General features: G+C 71.8%; 18 protein-coding genes and 1 tRNA gene. 14 read left to right on the forward strand and 5 right to left on the reverse strand.

The features are described 5' to 3' along the window. Nucleotides 1–91: 91 nt before the first annotated feature. Entirely contained in the window at nucleotides 92–3838 is a 3747-nt protein-coding gene (locus CLV52_RS04935) for a DEAD/DEAH box helicase (RefSeq protein ID WP_133765157.1), read from the forward strand. Nucleotides 3839–4109: 271 nt separating this feature from the next. Here the strand turns inward: CLV52_RS04935 and mscL are convergent, their stop codons facing one another. The 3 genes from mscL to CLV52_RS04950 are packed head-to-tail and all read right to left on the reverse strand — an operon-like array spanning nucleotide 4110 to nucleotide 5529. After that, nucleotides 4110–4547, reverse strand: coding sequence for a large conductance mechanosensitive channel protein MscL (gene mscL / locus CLV52_RS04940; RefSeq protein ID WP_133765158.1), 438 nt, complete (start codon nucleotides 4545–4547; stop codon nucleotides 4110–4112). Between the two features lie 43 nt (nucleotides 4548–4590). Then, nucleotides 4591–4911 carry an FmdB family zinc ribbon protein gene (locus CLV52_RS04945; protein ID WP_133765159.1) on the reverse strand — a complete coding sequence of 107 codons (321 nt, stop codon included), beginning with the start codon at nucleotides 4909–4911 and terminating at the stop codon, nucleotides 4591–4593. 6 nt (nucleotides 4912–4917) lie between these two features. Further along, entirely contained in the window at nucleotides 4918–5529 is a 612-nt protein-coding gene (locus CLV52_RS04950; protein ID WP_133765160.1) for a 5-formyltetrahydrofolate cyclo-ligase, read from the reverse strand. A 39-nt stretch (nucleotides 5530–5568) separates the two neighbouring features. On the opposite strand from CLV52_RS04950, the gene galU reads away from it, so the two are divergent. The 6 genes from galU (at nucleotide 5569) to CLV52_RS04985 (ending at nucleotide 10203) form a co-directional block, all read left to right on the forward strand. After that, complete coding sequence (galU, locus tag CLV52_RS04955) at nucleotides 5569–6459, forward strand: UTP--glucose-1-phosphate uridylyltransferase GalU (protein WP_133765161.1); 891 nt, start codon at nucleotides 5569–5571, stop codon at nucleotides 6457–6459. A 4-nt stretch (nucleotides 6460–6463) separates the two neighbouring features. After that, nucleotides 6464–7111: a GNAT family N-acetyltransferase gene (locus CLV52_RS04960; RefSeq protein ID WP_133765162.1), complete on the forward strand. Its 648-nt coding sequence runs from the start codon at nucleotides 6464–6466 to the stop codon at nucleotides 7109–7111. Between the two features lie 86 nt (nucleotides 7112–7197). Further along, the gene (locus CLV52_RS04965) at nucleotides 7198–8094 is read left to right on the forward strand and encodes a hypothetical protein (protein WP_133765163.1); all 897 of its coding nucleotides are present in this window, start codon (nucleotides 7198–7200) and stop codon (nucleotides 8092–8094) included. A gap of 257 nt (nucleotides 8095–8351) precedes the next feature. Beyond that, nucleotides 8352–8424 (forward strand) — tRNA-Ala (locus tag CLV52_RS04970). Between the two features lie 936 nt (nucleotides 8425–9360). After that, nucleotides 9361–9705, forward strand: a complete 345-nt coding sequence (locus CLV52_RS04980; RefSeq protein WP_133765164.1) for a histone-like nucleoid-structuring protein Lsr2 — start codon at nucleotides 9361–9363, stop codon at nucleotides 9703–9705. A gap of 75 nt (nucleotides 9706–9780) precedes the next feature. Further along, nucleotides 9781–10203, forward strand: a complete 423-nt coding sequence (locus CLV52_RS04985; RefSeq protein WP_133765165.1) for a pilus assembly protein CpaE — start codon at nucleotides 9781–9783, stop codon at nucleotides 10201–10203. Between the two features lie 106 nt (nucleotides 10204–10309). Here the strand turns inward: CLV52_RS04985 and CLV52_RS04990 are convergent, their stop codons facing one another. Then, nucleotides 10310–11530 (reverse strand): MFS transporter, encoded by a 1221-nt coding sequence (locus CLV52_RS04990; RefSeq protein WP_162850717.1) that lies wholly within the window; start codon nucleotides 11528–11530, stop codon nucleotides 10310–10312. Nucleotides 11531–11828: 298 nt separating this feature from the next. On the opposite strand from CLV52_RS04990, the gene CLV52_RS04995 reads away from it, so the two are divergent. After that, entirely contained in the window at nucleotides 11829–14333 is a 2505-nt protein-coding gene (locus CLV52_RS04995) for a ribonucleoside-diphosphate reductase subunit alpha (RefSeq protein WP_133765166.1), read from the forward strand. Nucleotides 14334–14507: 174 nt separating this feature from the next. Then, nucleotides 14508–15500 (forward strand): ribonucleotide-diphosphate reductase subunit beta, encoded by a 993-nt coding sequence (locus tag CLV52_RS05005; protein WP_133765167.1) that lies wholly within the window; start codon nucleotides 14508–14510, stop codon nucleotides 15498–15500. 136 nt (nucleotides 15501–15636) lie between these two features. On the opposite strand, the gene CLV52_RS05010 is transcribed toward CLV52_RS05005, so the two are convergent. After that, a complete protein-coding gene (locus CLV52_RS05010; RefSeq protein ID WP_133765168.1) occupies nucleotides 15637–16965 on the reverse strand; it encodes an MFS transporter in 1329 nt (442 codons plus the stop codon). Nucleotides 16966–17028: 63 nt separating this feature from the next. Between CLV52_RS05010 and CLV52_RS05015 the strand changes: the two genes are divergently transcribed. The 5 genes from CLV52_RS05015 to CLV52_RS05035 all read left to right on the forward strand — a co-directional run bounded on the left by CLV52_RS05015 (nucleotide 17029) and on the right by CLV52_RS05035 (nucleotide 21534). Beyond that, complete coding sequence (locus CLV52_RS05015) at nucleotides 17029–17781, forward strand: alpha/beta fold hydrolase (RefSeq protein WP_133765169.1); 753 nt, start codon at nucleotides 17029–17031, stop codon at nucleotides 17779–17781. Further along, the gene (locus tag CLV52_RS05020) at nucleotides 17778–18449 is read left to right on the forward strand and encodes an esterase/lipase family protein (RefSeq protein WP_246017963.1); all 672 of its coding nucleotides are present in this window, start codon (nucleotides 17778–17780) and stop codon (nucleotides 18447–18449) included. The genes CLV52_RS05015 and CLV52_RS05020 overlap by 4 nt, the downstream gene beginning before the upstream one ends. Before the next feature lie 225 nt (nucleotides 18450–18674). Continuing rightward, nucleotides 18675–19202 carry a DUF1697 domain-containing protein gene (locus CLV52_RS05025; RefSeq protein WP_133765170.1) on the forward strand — a complete coding sequence of 176 codons (528 nt, stop codon included), beginning with the start codon at nucleotides 18675–18677 and terminating at the stop codon, nucleotides 19200–19202. 22 nt (nucleotides 19203–19224) lie between these two features. Beyond that, complete coding sequence (locus tag CLV52_RS05030; RefSeq protein ID WP_133765171.1) at nucleotides 19225–19875, forward strand: TMEM175 family protein; 651 nt, start codon at nucleotides 19225–19227, stop codon at nucleotides 19873–19875. Nucleotides 19876–20052: 177 nt separating this feature from the next. After that, nucleotides 20053–21534: a DHA2 family efflux MFS transporter permease subunit gene (locus CLV52_RS05035; protein ID WP_211342604.1), complete on the forward strand. Its 1482-nt coding sequence runs from the start codon at nucleotides 20053–20055 to the stop codon at nucleotides 21532–21534. Nucleotides 21535–21667 lie beyond the last annotated feature (133 nt).

The following is a 21667-nucleotide window of genomic DNA, read 5'->3' on the forward strand; positions in this document are numbered from 1 at the left end:
GGACAGTCTCCCCGCCCCGCGGCCGTTCCGGGCTCGCGCCACGCCGAGCGGCAGCCGCGGTGCGGTGGAAGCCCCGACTTACAGTGGCGGCGTGCTGCACACGGGTGAGACCGAGGAGAAGACGGAGACCGCTCCGACTCGCCTCGTGACCGGCGCAGGGGGCGGGTCGACGCCCGGTGCGATCAGCACCGGCGACACCCGCTACACGCCGGTCAACGGCGCGGTCGGCGCCTGGGAGCGCTGGCGCGACGAGCTGCTCCACGTCGGCGGGGTGTCGCCGCTCATCCGGTTCGAGGACTCGGTCCGCACCCGGATCGAGCTGTCCACGACGCACCCGTCCGGCCTCGCCCAGTTCATCACCGGTAAGACGACGCTGCTGTCGAACCTGATCCGGGACGACATCGCCTTCCGCACGGCCAGCGCCGCGGCGTCCACGCTCACCGCGAAGGCCGTCGAGCTCGCGGCGACCCGCGGGTTCGACACCATGCACCTCGCGATCGGGCTCGCGGAGTGGCGGTTCGAGAAGCAGGACTTCCGCGGGCCCGTGCTCCTCCGCCCGCTCGCGATCCGCCGCTACGGCCGCGACTTCGAGCTGCGGCTGAAGGGTGCCCTGCAGCTGAACCCCGGGCTCGTCACGGCGATGCGGGAGCAGTTCGACATCGAGCTCGATCCGGACGCCTTCGTCGCGCTGGCACTCTCGGCCGGGGCCTTCAAGCCGCAGCCCGTGATCGACCGGCTGCGCGAGCTGACGAGCCACCTCCAGCGGTTCAGCGTGCAGCCGCGCCTGCTCATCTCCTCCTTCGGCGAGATCGGGCCCGCGCTGCTCGCCGACGCGCAGGACCTGTCGCACCCCGTCATCGACGCGGTGGCCGGCAACCCGACGGCGATGGCGCGCATCACGGGCGCGGTCGACCGCGTGGACGTCATCCCGCAGGACCAGCGGCCCCCGACGCTCGACGGCGCGCTGCTGGACGCGGACCCGGAGCAGGAGGACGCCGTCGCGGAGATCGCGGCCGGGCACCACCTCGCCGTCCACGCGCTGCCCGGCACCGGCGCGACGCAGACGATCGTCAACGCGATCGGCGCCCTCGTCGCCCAGCACAAGCGCGTGCTCGTCGTCAGCCCCCGCCATGCGACGCTGCGCGCGGTGTCGACGCGGCTCGCCGACATCGGCCTGCCGGGCCTGACGGCGTCCGCGCGCTCCGTGCGGCGCGACCTCATCCACGCGATCTCGCGCAACGAGAAGGCGGAGGCCGCCGAGACGGGCGAGGTGGACGAGGCGCTCATCCGCCTCCGCTCCGTGCTGCTCGACTACCGCGCGGCGCTCGGCCGCCGCGACCCGGTGTTGCGCGTCAGCGTGCTCGACGCGCTGGGGGAGCTCTCGCGGCTCGCTCTGCTGCCGAGCCCGCCCGCGACGACCGCCCGCCTGTCGACGCGCGCCATGGAGGCGCTCGCGATGGATCGCGGCGCGGTGCAGGAGGACCTGCTGCGCGCCGCCGCGCTCGGCGAGTTCCGGGTCGGACCGATGGACTCGCCCTGGTACGGCTCGACCTTCGCCGACGGCCAGAGCGCCGCGCAGGCGCACCAGCTCGCGAAGCGGCTCCACGCCACGGAGGTCCCGCGGCTGCTCGAGCGCGCCGACGCCCTCATCGCGGGCTCGCGCTTCCGGCCGTTCGGCACGATCCAGGAGCTCGGGGTCTACCTGAAGCTGCTGCTCGACGTCCGCGAGACGCTCGACAAGTTCCAGCCGGCCGTGTTCGACCGGTCGCTCGGCGAGCTGATCATCGCGACCGGCCCGCGCCGAGACTCCCGCGAGATGTCGAGCGTGAACCGCCGGCGCCTGAAGCGGCTCGCGAAGGAGTACCTCCGGCCGGGCGTGCACGTCGCCGACCTCAACGACTGGCTGCAGCGCATCCAGCAGCAGCGGGTGCTGTACCAGCGCTTCGTGTCCGGCGGCATGACGCCGGACGTGCCCGCCGGCATCACCGACGTGTGGACCGAGTACCAGGCCGTCGCCGCGGACCTCGCCGCCCTGGACGAACCGCTCGGGCTCGCCGGCACCCCCGACTCGCTGCTGCAGGAGCCGATCGACAACGTCGGCGACCGCCTCGCGGCGCTCGCCGCGGACTCGGACGTGCTCGAGAACCTCCAGGACCGGCAGACCGTGATGGCGCGGCTGAAGGCGCAGGACCTGGCGCCGCTGCTGGAGGACCTCGCGGGCCGGCACGTGCCGCCGGAGCGGGTCGGCGCCGAGCTCGAGCTCGCGTGGTGGAAGAGCGTCCTGGAGCGCCTCCTCGCCGACGACCCGGCCCTCCTCGGCGCCAACACGACGGTGCTCGACCGGCTCGAGCAGGACTTCCGCCTCGTCGACGAGGCGCACGCCGGCGCGAACGCCAAGCGGCTCGCCTGGCAGCTCGCGGACTCGTGGCGGCTCGCACTCGCGGACCGGGGCGCGGAGGCGGAGGCCCTCCGCGCGCTCCTGCAGGCGAAGGTCGACGACGTCTCGGTGCTGCACCGGGAGGCGCCGCACCTGATCAAGCTGCTCGCGCCCGTGTGGCTCGCGTCGCCCTACGAGGTCCACGCGCTCGGCGAGGTGACGTTCGACACCGTCTTCGTCGTCGACGCGGGAGCGCTGAGCTTCGCGGAGGGGCTCGGGGCGGTCCGGCGGGCGAAGCAGGTCGTCGTCTTCGGCGACCCCGTCACGCAGACGCCGATGCCGTTCGACATCGCGATCCGCGAGACCGAGCACGAGCCGGAGACGCAGAGGCGCCTCGACGACCGGCACGCGGACAGCGTCTTCTCCCGGCTCGCCGCCCTCGTCCCGTCGGTCGAGCTCACCACGAGCTACCGGGCCGGCGGCGAGGACCTCGCCGAGCTCGTGAACCGGCGCTTCTACGACGGCCGCATCGAGAGCGTGCCCTGGGCCGGCACCTTCCTCGGGCACGGCAGCCTCGTGCTCGACTACGTCGACAACGGCCATGGCCTGCCCGACGCGGAGAGCGGCACGGTCGAGGCCGTCGAGGCCGAGGTGCAGCGGGTCGTCGAGCGCGTGCTCGATCACGCGTCGAGCCGGCCGCGCGAGTCGCTGATGGTGATCTCCGGCAGCGCGAAGCATGCGATCCGGGTGCAGCAGGCCGTGATGAAGGCGCTGGTGCGCCGCGGCGACGTCACCGAGTTCTTCACGCGCGACCAGGCGGAGCCGTTCATCGTCGTGACGCTCGCGGAGGCCGTCGGACACAGCCGCGACCGGGTCATCCTGTCGGTCGGCTTCGGGCGGACCCCGCACGGCCGCACGCTGTCGCAGCTCGGGCCGCTCGCGCGTCCGGGCGGGGAGCGGCTGCTTGCGGCCGCGGTGACGCGGGCGCGCCGGTCGCTCGCCATCGTGTCCTGCTTCCGGCCGGACGACCTCGACGGCGACCGCATGCCGCCCGGCGTGCTCGCCCTCCGTCGACTCCTCGCCGACGCCGAGGGGCGGATCGAGGCCGACGTCATCGACGACGACCGCGACGCGATGCTCGTCGACCTCGCCCGGCGCCTCCGCGCCCTCGGCATGAAGGCGGCGCTCGGCTACCACGGGAAGCTCGGGCTCGTCGCGTCGTACGGCGCGCGGGCGATCACCGTCGAGACCGACGCGGCGCTGCAGGGCACGAGCCTGCGGCAGGGCCTCCGGCTGCGGCCCGAGACCCTGAAGCGGCTGGGCTGGCACTACCTCCGCGTCCACAGCTTCGACCTGTTCAGCGACCCGGACGCGATCGCCGGCCGGATCGCGATCGCGCTCGGCGCGCGCGAGCCGTCGCCGCTCACGACGACGCTGCCGGTGATCGAGGTCCGCCCCTGAGCGAGCCACGCCGTCGGCACCGCCGTGTCCGGACCGAGCCGGTCCCGGGTTCCGATCCGACCCCGTCGTCGGGGGAGCGCGCGGCGGAGGACGAGCCGTCCTCCTGGGGCGACGCCGCGCCGAGCCCGGACAGCGCGAACGACGCCCGCCTGAAGGCGGACAAGCCGCCCCACTGGGGCTGAGCACCTCGCTGCGGGGGCTCCGCGCGGCTGATGGGGCGGCGCGCACCGCCCCGGCAGCCGCGGGGAGCCCCCGCAGCGGAGTGGGTCGGTCAGTCCTGGTTCAGGATGCGCTTGTCGCCGACCCGCTGCTGGCCCTCGAGGAGGTCGCGGATCTGCGCGAGCAGGTCCAGCTCCGTCGGGGGAGCGGGCGTGTCGGAGACGGGCTCGGCGGGCTTCTGGAACGCGCGCTTCAGGAGCGCGTTCATCGGGACGACGAACACGAAGTAGACGACCAGGGCGGTGATGAGGAACGTGATCACCGCCGCGAGGACGGCGCCGAACTTCAGCTCCGCGACCCCGGAGGTCAGCGGGATCCTGACGATGCCCGTCGCCGCCAGGTCCTTCGCGTTGAAGAGCGCGCCGATCAGCGGCGTGAAGATGTTCGTGACCACCGCTCCGACGATCGCCGTGAACGCTGCTCCGATCACCACCGCGACCGCGAGGTCCATGACGTTGCCGCGGAGGATGAACTCTTTGAAACCCTTCATGCGCCCTGTCTAGCAGCGGCGCGTTCCCGGCAGGGGACGGAGTTCAAGCGGAGGACGAGGACGACCCGGAGGACGCGCTCGACGAGGCCGCCGGCTTCGCCGCGCCGGCGTCGGACTTCGCGGCCGCCGGCTTCGCGGAGTCGCCCTTCGACTCGGCCGGCTTCGCGGCCGCGCCGTCGCCCGACCCCGCGCGGGAGTCCGTGCGGTAGAAGCCGGAGCCGTTGAAGGTCACACCGATCGACCCGTACTGCTTCCGGAGGGCGCCGCCGCAGACCGGGCACTCGGTGAGGGGCGCGTCGCTGAACTCCTGGTGCACCTCGAGCGGGGTGCCGCAGTCGCGGCACTTGTAGGCGTACACGGGCATGGGCGGTCAGATCCTCCGTCGGCGGGCGGAGCGGGTGGAGAACTCCACGGTCCTCGTCGGGGTCACGACGCCGTCGATGGCCTGGTCGTGCCGTTCTCTCGGCACCTCGTCCACCAGCTCGGAGTCGAAGAGTACCCCGTACACCGGCGGGCACCGCTCCATCGACCCGAGCGTCTTGTCGTAGTAGCCGCGTCCCCAGCCGAGGCGCATCCCGGACCGGTCGACGGAGGCCGCGGGGACGACGATCAGGTCGACGTCGTTGATCGCGATCGGGCCGAGCAGCTCGCCGACGGGCTCGGGCGTCCCGGCGAGGCCGGTCACCTCCTCCTCGTCGTCCGTGGCGGTCGTCCAGTCGAGCAGCCCGTCGGTGCGGGTGATGGGGAACAGCACCCGGATGCCGGCGTCCCGCGCCCAGTTCACGAACGGCCGCGTGTCCGGCTCGTCGGTCGCGGACAGGTAGCAGGAGACCGATCGTGCGCCGACCTGCCGGGTCAGCGCGATGAGGTGCTCGGTGATCCCGGCGGCCGCTGCGGCGCGCTCGTCGCGGGTGAGATTCCGGCGCCGCTCGCGCAGCTCGGCGCGGAGTGCCCGTTTCTGGGGTGCGAGATCGCCCGTCATGGCCCGATTCTAGGAAGAGCGTCCGGATAGCCTGAGCCCATGGCGTACCACATCACCAAGGCCGTGATCCCGGCCGCCGGTCTCGGGACCCGCTTCCTGCCGGCGACGAAGGCGATGCCCAAGGAGATGCTCCCCGTCGTCGACAAGCCGGCCATCCAGTACGTGGTGGAGGAGGCCGTCGCCGCGGGCCTCAACGACGTGCTCATGGTGACCGGGCGGAACAAGTACGCGCTCGAGAACCATTTCGACCGCGTCTACGAGCTCGAGGCGACGCTCGAGAACAAGGGCGACCACGCGAAGCTCCAGCGCGTCCGCGAGTCGACGAACATCGCCGACATCCACTACTTCCGCCAGGGCGACCCGCGCGGACTCGGCCACGCGGTCCTCCAGGCGCGCATGCACGTCGGGCACGAGCCCTTCGCGGTCCTGCTCGGCGACGACCTGATCGACGAGCGCGACCCGCTGCTGAAGCGCATGATCGAGGAGTCGAGCAAGCGCAACGCCTCCGTCGTCGCCCTGCTCGAGGTGGACCCCGACCAGATCCACCTCTACGGCGCCGCGAAGGTCGAGGCGACCGACGAGGACGACGTCGTGCGCATCACCGGCCTCGTCGAGAAGCCGTCCAAGGAGACCGCGCCCTCCAACTACGCGATCATCGGCCGCTACGTCCTGAAGCCGGAGATCTTCCCGATCCTCGAGCACACGGCCCCCGGCAAGGGCGGCGAGATCCAGCTCACGGACGCGCTCGAGGAGATGGCCGGCGCCACCTGGACGGGCGGCGTCTACGGCGTCGTCTTCCGCGGCCGCCGCTACGACACCGGCGACAAGATCGACTACATCAAGGCGATCGTGCAGCTCGCCTCCGAGCGCGACGACCTGGGGCCCGAGCTGCGGCCCTGGCTCGCCGAGTTCGTCGCCGGCCTCGACTGAGCCGGTGGTCGTGCCCGTCCCCACCCTGCGCTCCGGCAGGGTCGGCATCCGTCCCATCCGCCTCCGCGACGCCCGCGCCATGGAGCGCGAGCTCGTGGAGGGGCGCGGCTGGATGCGCGAGTGGGAGGCGACGAGCCCGCGCGGCTCGATCGGCTTCGACACCCGCTCGAGCATCCGCGCGCTGCAGCAGAACGCCCGCACCGGGCAGGGGCTGCCGTTCGTCATCGAGGTCGACGGGGAGCTCGCCGGCCAGCTGAACGTGACGTCGATCGCGTACGGCTCGCTGTCGTCCGGGACGATCGGCTACTGGATCGCGGAGCGCTTCGCCGGCATCGGCGCGACCCCGACCGCGGTCGCGCTCGCGACGGACCACTGCTTCCAGGCGCTCGGGCTGCACCGGATGGAGATCTGCATCCGGCCCGAGAACGCGAAGTCGCTGCGGGTCGTCGAGAAGCTCGGCTTCCGCTACGAGGGGCTCAAGCGTCGCTACATCCACATCAACGGCGACTGGCGGGACCACTTCTGCTTCGGTCTCGTGACCGAGGAGGTGCCGGAGGGCGTCCTCCGGCGCTGGCAGGACGGGCGCGCGCCGCAGCGCGCCGCGGACGTGCCGGAGGCGGACCGCCGCCTCGCGGCGACGCCCTTCCCCTGACGCCCGGTCTGGGGTGGTGACGCCCGCCCGCGACACGCCGCCCGCGCCTGCGGGGCGTGCTACGGCCGCGGCCCTACGGTCATGCCATGGCAGGCCTGGGTGGCGGCGCGATCATCGCTTTCGCGGCCGTGCTGTGGCTGCTCTACCTCACGCCCACCTGGCTGCGCCGCCGCGAGTACGTCCGGACCGAGCGCACCGCCGTCCGGCTGCAGCAGACCCTCCGCGTGCTCGCGGAGACGGCCGAGGTGCCGGAGGAGGTCCGCGCGGAGGTGTCCGCGCGGAGCATCGCCGAGCAGCACCGGGCGCTGCGCGAGTCCGCCCGCCGCGCCGAGACCGTCGCGCGCCCCCGTGAAGCGAAGGCGGAGCGCAAGCTCGCCCGGTCCGGGAACGGGCCGCGGGAGCCGCGCCGCCGGGCCGTCGCCGTCTCGGACATCGCCGCCGCGCGCCTGCGCCGCTCGCGCGTCCTCGCGACGAACATCCTGGTCGTCGGCATCACGCTCGCGGGCTGGGGCGTCTCGGACGTCAGCGCGGGCGGCGGCTGGGAGTTCCTCGCAGCCGGGATCGTGGTCGCGCTCCTCGCGGTCGCCCTGCTGCAGCGCGCCTCCACCGTCGCCGCCGCGCACCGGGCCGTCTCCGCGGTCGACCAGGCGGTCGTCGTGCCGGAGGAGACCCGCAGCTTCTCCGAGTGGCAGGAGGCGGAGCCCTCCCGCCCCACGTGGACCCCGGTGCCGCTGCCGAAGCCGCGCTACCTCGAGCAGCAGAAGGCCGTCGCGCCGACCCCGCCGGTGCGCGACGACGTGGCGATCGCCGCGTCGCTCCGCGCGGCGGCGCAGCGGGCGGACGACGCGCTCCGCGCCGCGCACGCCTCGCCCGCCGTCGCGGCGCTCGACCGCCGGCCCGTCGATGCGGTGACGGCGATGAACGAGAGCGGCCCGGTCGTCACCGACCTCGACGGCGTCCTGCGCCGCCGCCGCTCCGCGTAGGCCGCGCCGCCGCGCGCGCCGAGCGCGAGCACGACAGCAGGAACGAGGCGCTTCAGCAGGAAGCAGCGCGCCCCTGGTTCCTGCTGATGGTGCTCCTTCCTGCCGACGTGCTCGGTGCAGAGCTCGTGCACGCGCACGGATCCGGCACCGGGCGTCCATGCGTCCTTCCGCGGCGGACGCGTCCGCACGATCCTCGGAACCGGCGTGGTCGGGCGAATCGGAGGTGTCGCCAGGTGCTAAGGTCGATGACCGCACCGGGGCCCTTGGCGCAGTTGGTAGCGCGTCTCGTTCGCAATGAGAAGGTCAGGGGTTCGAATCCCCTAGGGTCCACAGAGAACGGCCCGGTCGGCCGCGGAGTCGCTCCGCACGCCGACCGGGCCTTCTGCATGTCGCGGGGCGGATGCGGCGCCCGCGAGCCCGAGTCGTCCGAGCGCTCTGCGGAGCCTCTCCCCGGCGCGGTTCTCGAACGCCCCGGAGCGCGGTAGGTGAGGGGTCGGGGGCCGCGATCGAGGGCGATCCGGGTCCGCCTGAGTCTGTGATCTCTTCGTTCCGTCCCGTTCCGTTCCGTTCCGGCCCGGTCCGGCGCTGTCCGTCAGGAGTTGGTCTCCGCGTCGGTGATCCTGACGTGGAGCTTCTTGCTGGACGAGCTCGTGCTGATGACGTTCCGGGCGGGCGAGTACTGCGTCCCGGAGATGTCGATCGTCTCGATCACCGGCCCGTCTTCGCCGCCGGTGATCTCATGCTTGATGGACCCTGTAGCCGGTCCAGCCACGTCCGTCCCACCACCGTTCCAGCCCGGCGTCGGTCGGATGCGCGTACCGATCAGGCTTCTTCGGCGAGGATTCATCGGTCCTGAACGATGAGAATGCTCAACCATCCTGCTTGCACCGAGTATCGACTCGACCCCGGACGACGTGCCGATGAAATCCCTTGCGCGCATCTGACGGATGACGCGTCGGTCGAGGACGCTGCGCGCGAGACTCGCTGCTCCGGCTCTTCGTCGGCGGGTGAGGGGCGGAGGGGCCTCATTGGACGCGTCCACTTCGTCCCATCGATGCCGTGCCGACGATGCCGGGGGCGGATGGATGCCGATCGCTATCGCTTTTGGTCCCGCGCCGGGTGAATTCCAACCTTCTCCGCAGCGCTTCGGAGGGCTTGCCGCAAAAAGATGTCCGAATTCGCTTGCATTCCGTGTACAGTTCTTTTCACCGAGAATTGCTCGGGCCCATTCGGACTACCCGCTTCACACAGGAGAACCACACACCCATGGCGCAGAAGTACATCGTGCAGCTCGTCGACGACCTCACGCAGCAGCCGATCGAGGACGGATCCGGCGAGAGCGTGCGCTTCTCGCTCGACGGCGTCAGCTACACCATCGATCTCACGACCGATCACGCGGAGGAGTTCCGCTCCGCGCTCTCCCCGTATGTCAACGCGGCCCGCAAGGCCGACGTCGCCGTCCGGGCGAAGGGCTCGTCCTCCTCGGCGCCGCGCGAGCCGAAGGGCGACCTGAAGGCGATCCGCGAGTGGGCGAACGCGAACGGATTCACCGTCTCGTCGCGCGGCCGAATCCCGGCCGAGGTGCAGACGGCCTACAACGCCGCGAACTGATACTCGTCGGGCGAACGGGGTGGGAGCGTCGTGCTCCCACCCCGTTCGTGCTTTCCGGGTCCTTATCCTGGACCGATGATCTCGCGCCCGCTCGCCCTCCGTCTCCGTGAAGCCGGGCTCGTGTGGCGACCGGCCACCGGCGACCGATTCCAATTCCTGACCCAGGACATGGAGTCGACCGGAACGGAGGCGTTCACCGTCAGCGACATGACGATCGAGGCGCACGCCTATACGACCGGCACGGTGCTCGGATTCAACGGGACCACCGAATGGGCGCTCGATTCCATCGCCATCGAGGACGCGCTCTGGTTCCCTCGGGAGGACCAATTGCGAGAGGCCCTGAAAGGCACGTTCCAGCGGCTCGAACGCGATGACGAGGCCGACGGCTGGCGAGTCGTGTGCACCTTTCGCGGCGAATCCATGACGCATCTCGCGGACACCCCGGAGGACGCCTACGCGATGGCCGTCCTCGCCGAGGTGGAGGCCTCCGCGGTCTGAGCGCGTCAGCAGGAAGGAAGCGGTCCGCGATTCCTGCTGAAGCGCCTGGTTCCTGCTGAAGGGCTCGAGGATTCCTGCTGTCGCGCTCCTGGGCGCGCGGGGCGGGTCAGCCGGCCGAGGGCGGCAGGGGGATCGGTGCCGTGTCGGGCACCGGGCCCGCGTTGCGCCCCTTCAGGTCGGGGAACACCCGGATGCCCGCCGCGGCCGCGAGCGCGGAGAGCACCGCGAGCAGCGCTCCGCAGGCGAACGCGATCGGGGCGCCGAAGTGGTCGAGCGCCTGCCCCGCCAGCGCGGCGCCGAGGGCCACGCCCACGAGCTGGCCCGTGTTCGTCCAGCCGTACGCCTCCGCCGTGTCGCTGAAGCGCACCGAGCTGGAGACGATCGCGGAGATCATGCCGAGGGCGGGCGCCAAGCCGAAGCCGGAGATCACGAGGGCGGTCGTCAGACCCCAGAAGCCGGGGAGGAAGGGCGTCAGCGCCGCCCCGGCCGCGACGAGCGTCAGGCGCAGGGCGAGCGACCACGGCCGCATCGCGAGCCGCCCGAGCACGAAGCCGCCGGCGAGGGAGGCGAGCGACCAGATCGCGAGCACGACGCCGCTCGTCGGGTCCTTCTCGCCGAACGCGCCGGCCACGCTCGCCTCGATGGCCGCGCAGGAGGCGATGACGAGGAAGCCGACCAGGGTCATCAGCGCGACCTGCGGGCGCAGCAGCACGACGCCGAAGCGGCGCTTGCTGCGCGGGATGCGGACGCGCCCCACCTCGCGCGACGCTGCGAACCAGGCGCCGCCGCCGATGAGCAGCACCGCGGAGACGAGCAGGGCGACCGTCGTGCTCACCCCGGTGGCGAGGAAGGTGACGAGCACCGGCCCGCCGATCCAGATCAGCTCCTGCAGCGAGGCGTCCAGCGAGAAGAGCTGGCCGAGCAGCGAGGCGGGCACGAGCTTCGGGTAGATCGTGCGCACGGCCGAGGTGATGGGCGGGAAGGTGAGGCCGGCCGCGAGCGCCAGCCCGACGATCCCGGCGGGCGGCAGGTCGAACAGGGCGATCGCGGCGATCGCGGCCGCGCAGCAGACGGTCGTGACGACGATGACCGGCCGGATGCCGAGTCGGCCCATCAGGCGGCCCGTCGCCGGGCCCGCCACGGCCTGGCCGATGCTGAGCGCGGCGAGCACGACGCCGGCGGTCCCGTACGACCCGGTGCGGCCCTCCACGTGGAAGAGCAGGCCGAGCGAGAGCATCCCGGACGGGAAGCGCGCGGTCAGCTGCGCGGCGATGATGCGCAGCACCCCGCGGGCGCGCACCAGGTCCCCGAATCCGCTCCCGCTCACAGCCCCTCCAGCGTAGGGGAGGGGTTCGTCGGAGCCCGACGAGCGGGCTGCGGAAGCGCTGGTGGCACCGCGTGTCGGGTCGCCTCCGACGCCTCCGGCGGTGTCGGTGGCCGCCCCTACCCTCTCCCCAGGGTCGGCCCGTTTCTCCACAGGCCGGCGGTATCACCTGTGGAGGACACGCCGGTGAAATCCACAACATCTTGGGTTGCGATCCGCCAGGCGCCCCGACATATAGTGGTCCCCCGGTTGCGGGGGGAGTGCCGACCGGCACGCATCACACCCTCAGGAGGAGGCGTTCATGGGCATCACGGTGGTCAAGCGGGACGGGACGCGTGAGCCGTACGACGCGAACAAGATCAACCTCGCGATCGAGCACGCGAGCGCCGGCCTCGACCCGAACATCACGTGGGTCACGCAGATCGCCTCCGAGCTCGAGCTCACGCTGTTCGACGGCATCACGACGCAGCAGCTCGACGAGGCGGTCATCCAGGTCGCGCTCCAGAACGTCAAGGACGACCCGGCGTTCGACACGGTCGCCGCGCGCCTGCTGCTGAAGACCATCTACAAGCGCGTGCTCGGCGACTACGCCGACGACGCGCAGGTCGCCGACCTGCACCGCCAGCACTTCCGCCGCTCGGTCGAGCGCGGCGTCGCCGAGCAGCTCCTCGACCCGCGGCTGCTCTCGATGTTCGACCTCGACCGCCTCGCCGCGGCGCTCGACCCGTCGCACGACGAGCTGCTGAAGTACATCGGCGTCGTCACGCTGAACAACCGCTACGGCATCAAGGCCCGCAACGGTGAGCCGCTCGAGGTGCCGCAGTACTTCTGGATGCGCATCGCGATGGGCCTGTCCCTGAACGAGGCCGACCCGACCACCGCCGCGCTCGGCTTCTACGCGAAGATGTCGCGCCTCGACTACCTCGCCGCGGGCTCGACGCTCGTCAACGCGGGCACGGCCTACCCGCAGCTCTCCAACTGCTTCGTCCTCGAGATGCAGGACGACATCGAGCACATCGCGAAGACCACCCGCGACGTGATGTGGCTCACGAAGGGCACGGGCGGCATCGGCCTCTCGGTCACGAAGCTGCGCGCCCAGGGCTCGCCGATCCGGTCGAACAACACGACCTCCACCGGCCCGATCCCGTTCATGCACACGATCGACTCGATCCTCCGCGCGGTCTCCCGCGGCGGCAAGAAGTTCGGCGCCCTCTGCTTCTACATGGAGAACTGGCACCTCGACTTCCCCGAGTTCCTCGACCTGCGCCAGAACTCCGGCGACCCGTACCGCCGCACCCGCACCGCGAACACCGCGGTCTGGATCTCCGACGAGTTCATGAAGCGCGTCCAGAACGACGACGCCTGGTACCTGTTCGACCCGCTGGAGGTCGCCGACCTCAACGAGCTGACCGGCAAGGCGTTCTCCGACCGCTACGCGCACTACGTCGCGGAGGCGGAGGCGGGCCGGCTGCGCGCGTTCAAGCGCATCGGCGCCCGTGAGCAGTTCAAGGCGATCCTCATGGCGCTGCAGACCACGAGCCACCCGTGGCTGACGTGGAAGGACACGATCAACAACCGGGCGCTGAACAACAACACCGGCACGATCCACTCCTCGAACCTCTGCACCGAGATCACGCTGCCGCAGGACCGCGACAACGTCTCCGTCTGCAACCTGGCCTCCATCAACCTCTCCCGCCACCTCGTGACGGACGAGCACGGGAAGCTCGGCTTCGACTGGGAGCAGATCCACGCCAGCGCGAAGAGCGCGATCCGCCAGCTCGACAACCTGATCGACATCACGATCTCCTCCGTCGACGAGGCGGACCACTCGAACGAGCAGAACCGCGCGGTCGGCCTCGGCGTCATGGGCTTCACGGACGTCGTCGAGCGCCTCGGCTTCTCGTACGAGAGCGAGGAGGCGTACGCGCTCATCGACGAGGTCATGGAGCACGTCTCCTACGCTGCGATCGAGGAGTCGGTCGACCTCGCTCAGGAGCGGGGCGCCTACCCGAACTTCCAGGGCTCGCGCTGGAGCCAGGGGATGGTGCCGTTCGACACGATCGCGATCACCGAGGCGGAGCGCGGTGTGCCCGTGCAGGTCGACCGCACCATGCGGCTCGACTGGGACGCGCTCCGCGAGCGGGTCAAGGGCGGGATGCGCAACGCGACGCTGATGGCGATCGCGCCGACGGCCTCCATCGGCCTCGTCGCCGGCACCACGCCGGGCCTCGACCCGCAGTTCTCGCAGATCTTCAGCCGCGCCACCTCCTCGGGCAAGTTCCTCGAGGTGAACCGCAACCTGGTCTCGACGCTGCAGGACGCCGGCCTCTGGGAGCGGGTGCGGGAGGCGATCCTGCGCAGCCAGGGCGACATCCAGCACATCGCGGAGATCCCCGACGAGATCAAGGCCACGTTCAAGACGAGCTTCCAGCTGTCGCCGTACGCCTTCCTCGAGGTCGCGGCCCGGGCGCAGAAGTGGATCGACCAGGCGATCAGCCGCAACATGTACCTCGAGACGCGCGATCTCGGCGAGATGATGTCGATCTACTCCGCCGCCTGGGAGCGCGGGGTCAAGACGACGTACTACCTGCACATGAAGCCGCGGCACACCGCCGAGCAGTCGACCGTGCGGGTGAACAAGGCCGAGACGATCGATTCGGGCGCGGGGGCTGCGTCCGGACGTCGTGGTTTCGGAGCCGCCGCGCCGCAGCCTGCGGCAGCGGCACCCGCAGGACCCGCACGTCGTGGGTTCGGCGGTCTCGGATCGCCGGTGCGGGGTACCGGCGCTGACAACAAGGGGGAGTGAGTCATGTTCGAGAACGACACCGACCAGGTGGACGGCTACTGGGTTCCGATGGACCCGATGGACCTGCTGCAGTGCGACTCCTGCCAGTAGGCAGCACGCATTGAGCGCGGTGCCGCCGCCCGTCCGGGCGGCGGCACCGAACACACGGAAGAGGAAGAGGAGAGGGAAGAAGCGATGGGCATTCTCGGCACCGGGATCCAGGAGGGTCTGCTGCTGAAGCCGGTCCGGTACCAGTGGGCGATGGACCTGTACGAGCAGGCGGTCGCGAACACGTGGTTCCCGAACGAGATCCAGCTCGGCGAGGACATCGCGGACTTCAAGCGCATGACCGACGAGGAGCGGCACGCCGTGACGTTCCTCATGAGCTACTTCAACCCGAGCGAGCTGCTCGTCAACAAGGCGCTCGCCTTCGGCGTCTACCCCTACGTCAACGCTCCCGAGGCGCACCTCTACCTCGCGAAGCAGATGTGGGAGGAGGCGAACCACTGCATGTCGTTCGAGTACGTCCTCGAGACGTTCCCGATCGACCGCGACGAGGCGTACAACTCCCACGTCGACATCCCGTCGATGGCCGCGAAGGAGCAGTTCGAGGTCGAGTTCATCCGGCGCATGTCGGAGCAGACGCTCGACATCACGACGACCGAGGGCAAGCGTGACTTCGTGCGGAACCTCGTCGCCTACAACGTGATCCTCGAGGGCATCTGGTTCTACTCGGGCTTCATGGTGGCGCTGTCGTTCCGGCAGCGGAACCTGCTCCGCAACTTCGGCTCGCTCGTCGACTGGATCGTCCGCGACGAGTCGCTGCACCTGAAGTTCGGGATCAACCTGATCCTCACGGTGCTCGAGGAGAACGAGGACCTCCAGACGCCGGAGTTCGCGGAGGAGATCCGCCAGATGATCCTGAACGCCGTCGAGATGGAGGAGCAGTACAACCGCGATCTGCTCCCCGGCGGCATCCTCGGCCTCAACGCGAACTACATCAACCAGTACGTCAAGTACCTGGCCGACCGCCGGCTCGAGGAGCTCGGCTTCGAGGCCGAGTACAAGGTCTCGAACCCGGCGAAGTGGATGGCGACGGCGAACGACACGCTGCAGCTCGTCAACTTCTTCGAGTCGACGAACACCTCGTACGAGTCGAACGCGCAGGCCACCGTCTCGGCCAAGTAGACCGTTCCCGGATGCGCCGGTCACCGCCCCTCCCGAGGGCGGCGGCCGGCGCATCGTCGTCCCCGGGCGTGATGTCGCGATCCGGGCCGTCGAGGACGCCCGGCCTGCGACATCACGCCCGGCGATGCGCCTCGAGTCAGCGCGCGAGGTCGGGCGGCGCGGTGCGGCGGGCGATCAGGAGGACGCCGAGGCCGAGCAGCGCGGCGAGCCCGAACGCCCCGACGAACTCGCCGTCCGGTGCGAAGGCCGTGACCACGCCGACGACGGTGAGCGCGAGCCCGTTGCCGAAGCCGTCGGCGATCTGCAGCGCCGCGCTGTTGCGGCCGCGCTCCGCCGGCACCGACAGGGCGAGGGTCATCGTGCTGAGCCGCGGGTAGGCGGTCCCGATCCCGAGGCCGGCGCAGAGCCAGCCGACGACGACCACCGCGATGAGCGCCGTCCACGTGCCGACGCCCACGAGCGCGGCGCCCGAGAAGAAGGCGACGGAGCCGAGGCCGATGGCGCGGTGGTCGGACAGCCGGCCCGCGAAGCGGCTCTGCAGCTCCGATCCCGTCGCCCAGGACACCGCGCCCACGGTCGTGATCGCACCGGCGACGACCGGCGTGATGTCGCGCAGCGCGATCAGCGAGTACGGCAGGTAGGCGTCCGCCGCCGCGAACCCGGCGCTGAACAGGCCGCGTACGAGGATGACCGCCGGGAGGCCAGCGGCGGCGACGAGCGCGCCTCGCGGCAGCAGCGGCCGGAGGGCGACCACGGCCACGACCGCGGCGAGGACGGCCAGCGCGGTGCCGACCGCCGGCACGTCGAGCAGCGGCCGCATGGCGAGCAGCGCGGTGGCGGCGACGGCGGACCAGCCGATGCGCGCCCTCGGCAGGGCGGCGCCGGTGCCCGGCATCGCCTGCGCGCGGAGCTGCGGCAGCAGCAGCGCGGTCGCGGCGGCGACGAGCGGGACGATGCCGACGAAGACCCAGTGCCAGGAGAGGACCGTCGCCACGGCGCCCGCGGCGAACGGGCCGACGAGCGACGGCAGCACCCACGCGGCGGCGAGGAGGGCGAAGACGCGCGGGTGCAGGGTCTCCGGGTACACGCGGGCCACGAGCACGTACAGCGCGGTGCCGATCGCGCCGGCGCCGAGGCCCTGCAGCGCGCGGCCGGCGATGAGCACCGGCATCGTCAGCGCGGTGCCGGAGACGAGCAGGCCGACGGCGAAGACGGCGACGCCCGCGAGCAGCGGCCGTTTCGGGCCGGCCCGGTCGCTCCAGGCGCCGGCGACGACGTTGGCGATGACGCCCGCCGCAGCGAACGCGGAGAAGGTGAGCGCGTAGAGCGGCTGGCCGTCGAGGTCCCGCGCGGCGAGCGGCATCGCGGTCGTCACGGCGAGCGCCTCGAAGGCGATGAGGAAGCCGAGCGCGAAGACCCCGACGGTGGCGACTCGGAAGCGCGGGGAGAAGGCGCCGTCGCTCACCGCTCGAGCGTAGGGAACCGCGGATGGGCGGACTCGCAGGGACGCCGCTCCTACGCTCGACGCATGCCGCGCCGCCCGGACCCGGACCGGCTCGAGCTCGCGGGCCGCACGATGCTGCGCCACCGCTTCGGGCCGCGCGACGGCCGGCCGTTCGTGCTCATCCACGGGATCGGGTGCGGGCTCGACTACTGGCTCCGCCTCGTGCCGGTGCTCGCGGCGCACGGACCCGTCCACGTCGTCGAGCTGCCGGGATTCGGGCGCGCGCCGAAGCCCGCGCGGGCCCTCGCCATCGAGGAGCTCGCGGACCACGTGGTCGACCTGCTCGAGTCGATCGGGCGCCCGGTGGTGCTCGTCGGGCAGTCGATGGGCACCCAGGTCGTGCTCGAGGCGGCCCTCCGCGTCCCGGACCGGATCGACCGCCTGGTCGCCATCGGGGCGGTGACGGACGACGCGGAGCGGACTGCGGCGCTGCAGGGGCTCCGCCTCCTGCAGGACGTGCTGTCGGAGACGCCCGGCGCGAACGTCGCCGTCTTCAGGGACTACCTCCGCTGCGGGCCGCGGCGCTACCTGGCGACGCTGCCGTCGATGCTCGGATACGACACGGAGGCCGCGACGGCGGCCGTCACCGTGCCGACGCTGCTCGTGCGGGGCGCCGGGGACCCGATCTGCCGTCGGCCCTGGGCTCGGCGCCTCGCCGCGCGGCTCGGCGTCGGCGGCCTCGTCGAGATCCCCGGCGCGGTCCACAACGCGCAGCACACCCATCCGCGCGCCGTGGCGTCGGCGATCCTGAGCGCGCCGCTGGAGCCGCGCCCGTGAGGGCGGGGACCGTCGCGCGCTGGTGGGCGCTCGACTACGCGGCGGCGGTGCGGTGGCAGGTCGGACCGCTCCTGCAGCACCACGACCCGGCCGACTACCTCACCGGCGCGCTGCGCCCGGTCGTCGTGCTGCCCGGCATCTGGGAGACGTGGCGCTTCCTCCTGCCCCTCGTCGAGCGCCTCCACCGCGCAGGTCACCCCGTGCACGCCGTGACCGCGCTGCGGGCGAACGGTGCGACCGTCGACTCGAGCGCGGACGTCGTCGCGGGCTACCTCGACGACCGCGACCTGACGGACGCGCTCGTCGTCGCCCACAGCAAGGGCGGCCTGATCGGCAAGCAGCTGATGCTGCGCCCCGACTCGGGGCCGCGGATCGCGCGGATGCTCGCGATCTCGACCCCGTTCTCGGGCTCCGCCTACGCCCCCTACCTCCCGCTGCCGAGCCTGCGCGCCTTCTCGCCGAACGACCCGACGACGCTGAGGCTCGCCGCGGACCGCAGCGTCAACGCGCGCATCGAGTCGGTGTGGGCGGCCTTCGACCCGCACATCCCCGGAGGATCCGAGCTGCCCGGTGCCGTCAACCTGCGGATCGAGGACGGCGGCCACTTCCGCATCCTCCGGAACCCGGAGGTGCTCGCCGAGGTCGACCGCTTCGCCGCCCAGCCCTGAGCGTCCGCCCGCCTGCACCGCGTCCCTCTTGCATCCGGCCGCGCGGAGGCGCACGATCAGCACGAGGAGGTGATGCGCATGGCGGACTCATCCATGAACATCGGCGCGCCTTCCACCTCGGTCGTCTCGGTCTGACGATCGATCGAGCGGGGCAGGCCGCGCGTCGAGCCGGGCCGCGAACCATCTGGGGGAGCGGCCCGGCCTTCTTCTCGTGAGGGGGACCGGATGCGGGCGGTGGTGCTGCTCCGCGGCGTGAACGTCGGCGGCGTGCGGTTCGCGATGCGCGATCTCTCGGACGCCCTGGAGCGAGCGGGGTTCCGCGACGTGCGCACGGTGCTCGCGAGCGGCAACGTGCTCGTCACCACCGAGCTCGAGGAGCCGGCCGAGGTCGCGGACGCGGTCTCCGCCGTGATCCGGGAGCGGTTCGGCCTCGACGTCGCTGCGATCGGCACCGGTCTCGAGGTCGTGCGGCGGGCCGTCGACGAGTACCCGTTCCCGCGATCGGCCGAGCGCCACGCCTACGTGGTGCTCGGGGACGACGACGCGGCGCTCGCCGACCTCGTGGACGTGGCGGCGGAGGTCGACTCCGCCGAGGAGCGCGTCCGCCCGGGAGACGGCGTCGTCTACTGGGAGGTGCCGAAGGGACGGACCCTCGACAGCCCCTTCGGCAAGCGCTTCGGCCGGTGGCAGAAGGCCGGCACGGTGACCACCCGGAACATCAACACCCTCGAGAAGATCCTCGCCGCCGGCTGACCGCCTCCGCCATGCTGGAGGCGTGGAGGAGGACCGGGGTCGCAGCGCCGAGCGGCTCATCACCTTCGTCGACGCCGTCGTGGCGATCGCGGTCACGCTGCTCGCTCTGCCGCTCGCCGACATCCCCGGCGAGGTCGCGTCCCGAGGCGGCGGCCTCGACCGCATCCTCGAGGAGGGCGCGCTGCCGCTGGGCGCCTTCGCGCTGAGCTTCTTCGTCATCGCGCGCCTCTGGTGGGGGCACCACCGAATCTTCGCGCACGTGGTCCGCTGGGACGCGGTCGTGGTGTGGACGACGATCGTCTGGCTGTTCACGATCGTGCTGCTCGCGCCGGCGACCGCGCTCACCCGTCAGCTCGACCCGGACCCCGGACCGCCCGATCCGTACGCGAACGCCGGCGCGGTCGCGATCTACATCGGCGTGATGGCGGCGAGCAGCTGGCTGCTGACCGCGCTCGCCCGGCACGTGCAGCGCACGCCGTCCCTGACGGACGGCCACGACACGGAGGCGGGGGACCGCCTCTTCAACTCCGTCGAGACCTCGATCTCCTTCACCATCGCGCTGGTCGTCGGCACCGCGGTGCCCGCGATCAACTACTTCGCCCTGCTGTCCCTCGTCGTCACCGGGCAGATCGGGCGCCTCCTGCGGCGACGTCGGCATCGGCGGGCTCGCTGAACATCCGGTGACGCTCGTTGCCGGTGTCGGAGGTCGATGGAATGCTGGAGACCTCACCGAGGTTCACGACCCGGTGACCCGTCGGGGGTCGGTGCCGTCCGCTCCGCCCCTGTCGTCCCGGCTCCGCCCTGCGGAGCCCGTCAAGGACGCCGCCCCCGAGCCCTCCCGGAGGTCCCCGTGACCGAGACCATCGACCGCACCTCGTCCGCAGCCGCGGGCGGGCCCGAGCGACTCAGCAGGAGCGACGCCACCGCGATCGGCGTCCTGCTCGTCTCCGCCTTCGTCATCGTGCTGAACGAGACGATCATGAGCGTCGCCATCCCGGTGCTGATCAAGGACCTGCACGTCGACAAGAGCACCGGTCAGTGGCTGTCGACCGCGTTCATCCTGACGATGGCGGTCGTCATCCCGGTCAGCGGCTTCCTGATCCAGCGGACCACGACCCGGATGCTGTTCGGCATCGCGCTCGGCTCGTTCGTCGCGGGCACGCTGCTCGCCGCGCTGTCGCCGTCCTTCTCGGTGCTGCTCGTCGCCCGCGTCATCCAGGGCGTCGGTGCGGCGATCATCACCCCGCTGCTCATGACGACGGTGATGACGATCGTCCCCGAGTCCCGGCGCGGCGCCATGATGGGCAACATCTCGATCGTGATCTCGGTCGCGCCCGCGATCGGCCCGACGGTGTCCGGCCTGATCCTGAGCGTGCTCGCCTGGCCGTTCATCTTCTGGTGCATCCTGCCGATCGCCGTGGCCGGGCTGGTCATCGGGCTCCGCCTGATCCCGAACCTCGGCGAGCCTCGGCACGTGCCGATCGACTGGATCTCCATCCCGCTCTCCGCGATCGGGTTCGGCGGCCTCGTCTACGGCCTCAACGAGGTCGGCGTCGGCGCCTCCTCGAAGGCCGGCATCAGCCTGGTCGCCGTCAGTGCGCCGGTGCTCATCGGCGCCGTCTCGCTGACGCTGTTCCTGTTCCGGCAGCGCGTGCTGCAGCGGGGCGACAACGCGCTGCTCGACCTCCGCGTGTTCCGGTCCCGGGTCTTCACGGCCTCCGTCGTGTCGGGCTCGCTCGCGTTCCTCGGTCTGCTCGGCAGCGCGATCCTGCTGCCGATCTACCTGCAGCAGGTACTCGGGCTCACCCCGCTCCAGACCGGTCTCCTCGTCCTCCCCGGCGGGCTGCTGATGGGGCTGCTCGGTCCGGTGGTCGGGCGGCTCTACGACCGCTTCGGTCCGCGTCCGCTGCTGATCCCGGGCCTGGCGATCGCGATGGTCGCGCTGATCCTGCTCGGCACGACGCTCACCGAGACCAGTGCGGCGTGGCAGGTGCTGCTCTGCCACATGCTGCTGAGCCTCGGTCTCGCCACGGTGCTGCCGTCCGTCTTCACCGCGGGCCTGTCCGCGGTGCCGTCCCGGTTCACCTCCTACGGGAGCGCGATCTTCGCGACCGTCCAGCAGGTCGGCGGCGCGGCGGGCACGGCCCTCGCGGTCACGCTGCTCGCCATCGGCGCGTCAGGGTTCAGCGGCGCCGGCGGTGCAGGTGCGGCGGAGGCGGCGGGCACGCGGCTCGCCTTCCTCGTGAGCGCGGGCGTTTTCGTCGTCGCGATCGCCGTCGGGACGCTCGTCAAGAGCGTGCCGTCCGAGGGGCCGCGACCCGTCGCGCACTGAGCGCCGGGCCCGTCGTCGACGATCGGCGGCGGGCCCGCTCGCGCGGCGGTCCGACGGCACGCGCGAACCCCGGCACGGCAACCCGTGCAGCCCCCAGGTCGGGCACCGCTTCTCGCATCATCATGGGCGCAGG

Source organism: Amnibacterium kyonggiense, from assembly GCF_004364555.1.
GTDB classification, from domain to species: domain Bacteria; phylum Actinomycetota; class Actinomycetes; order Actinomycetales; family Microbacteriaceae; genus Amnibacterium; species Amnibacterium kyonggiense.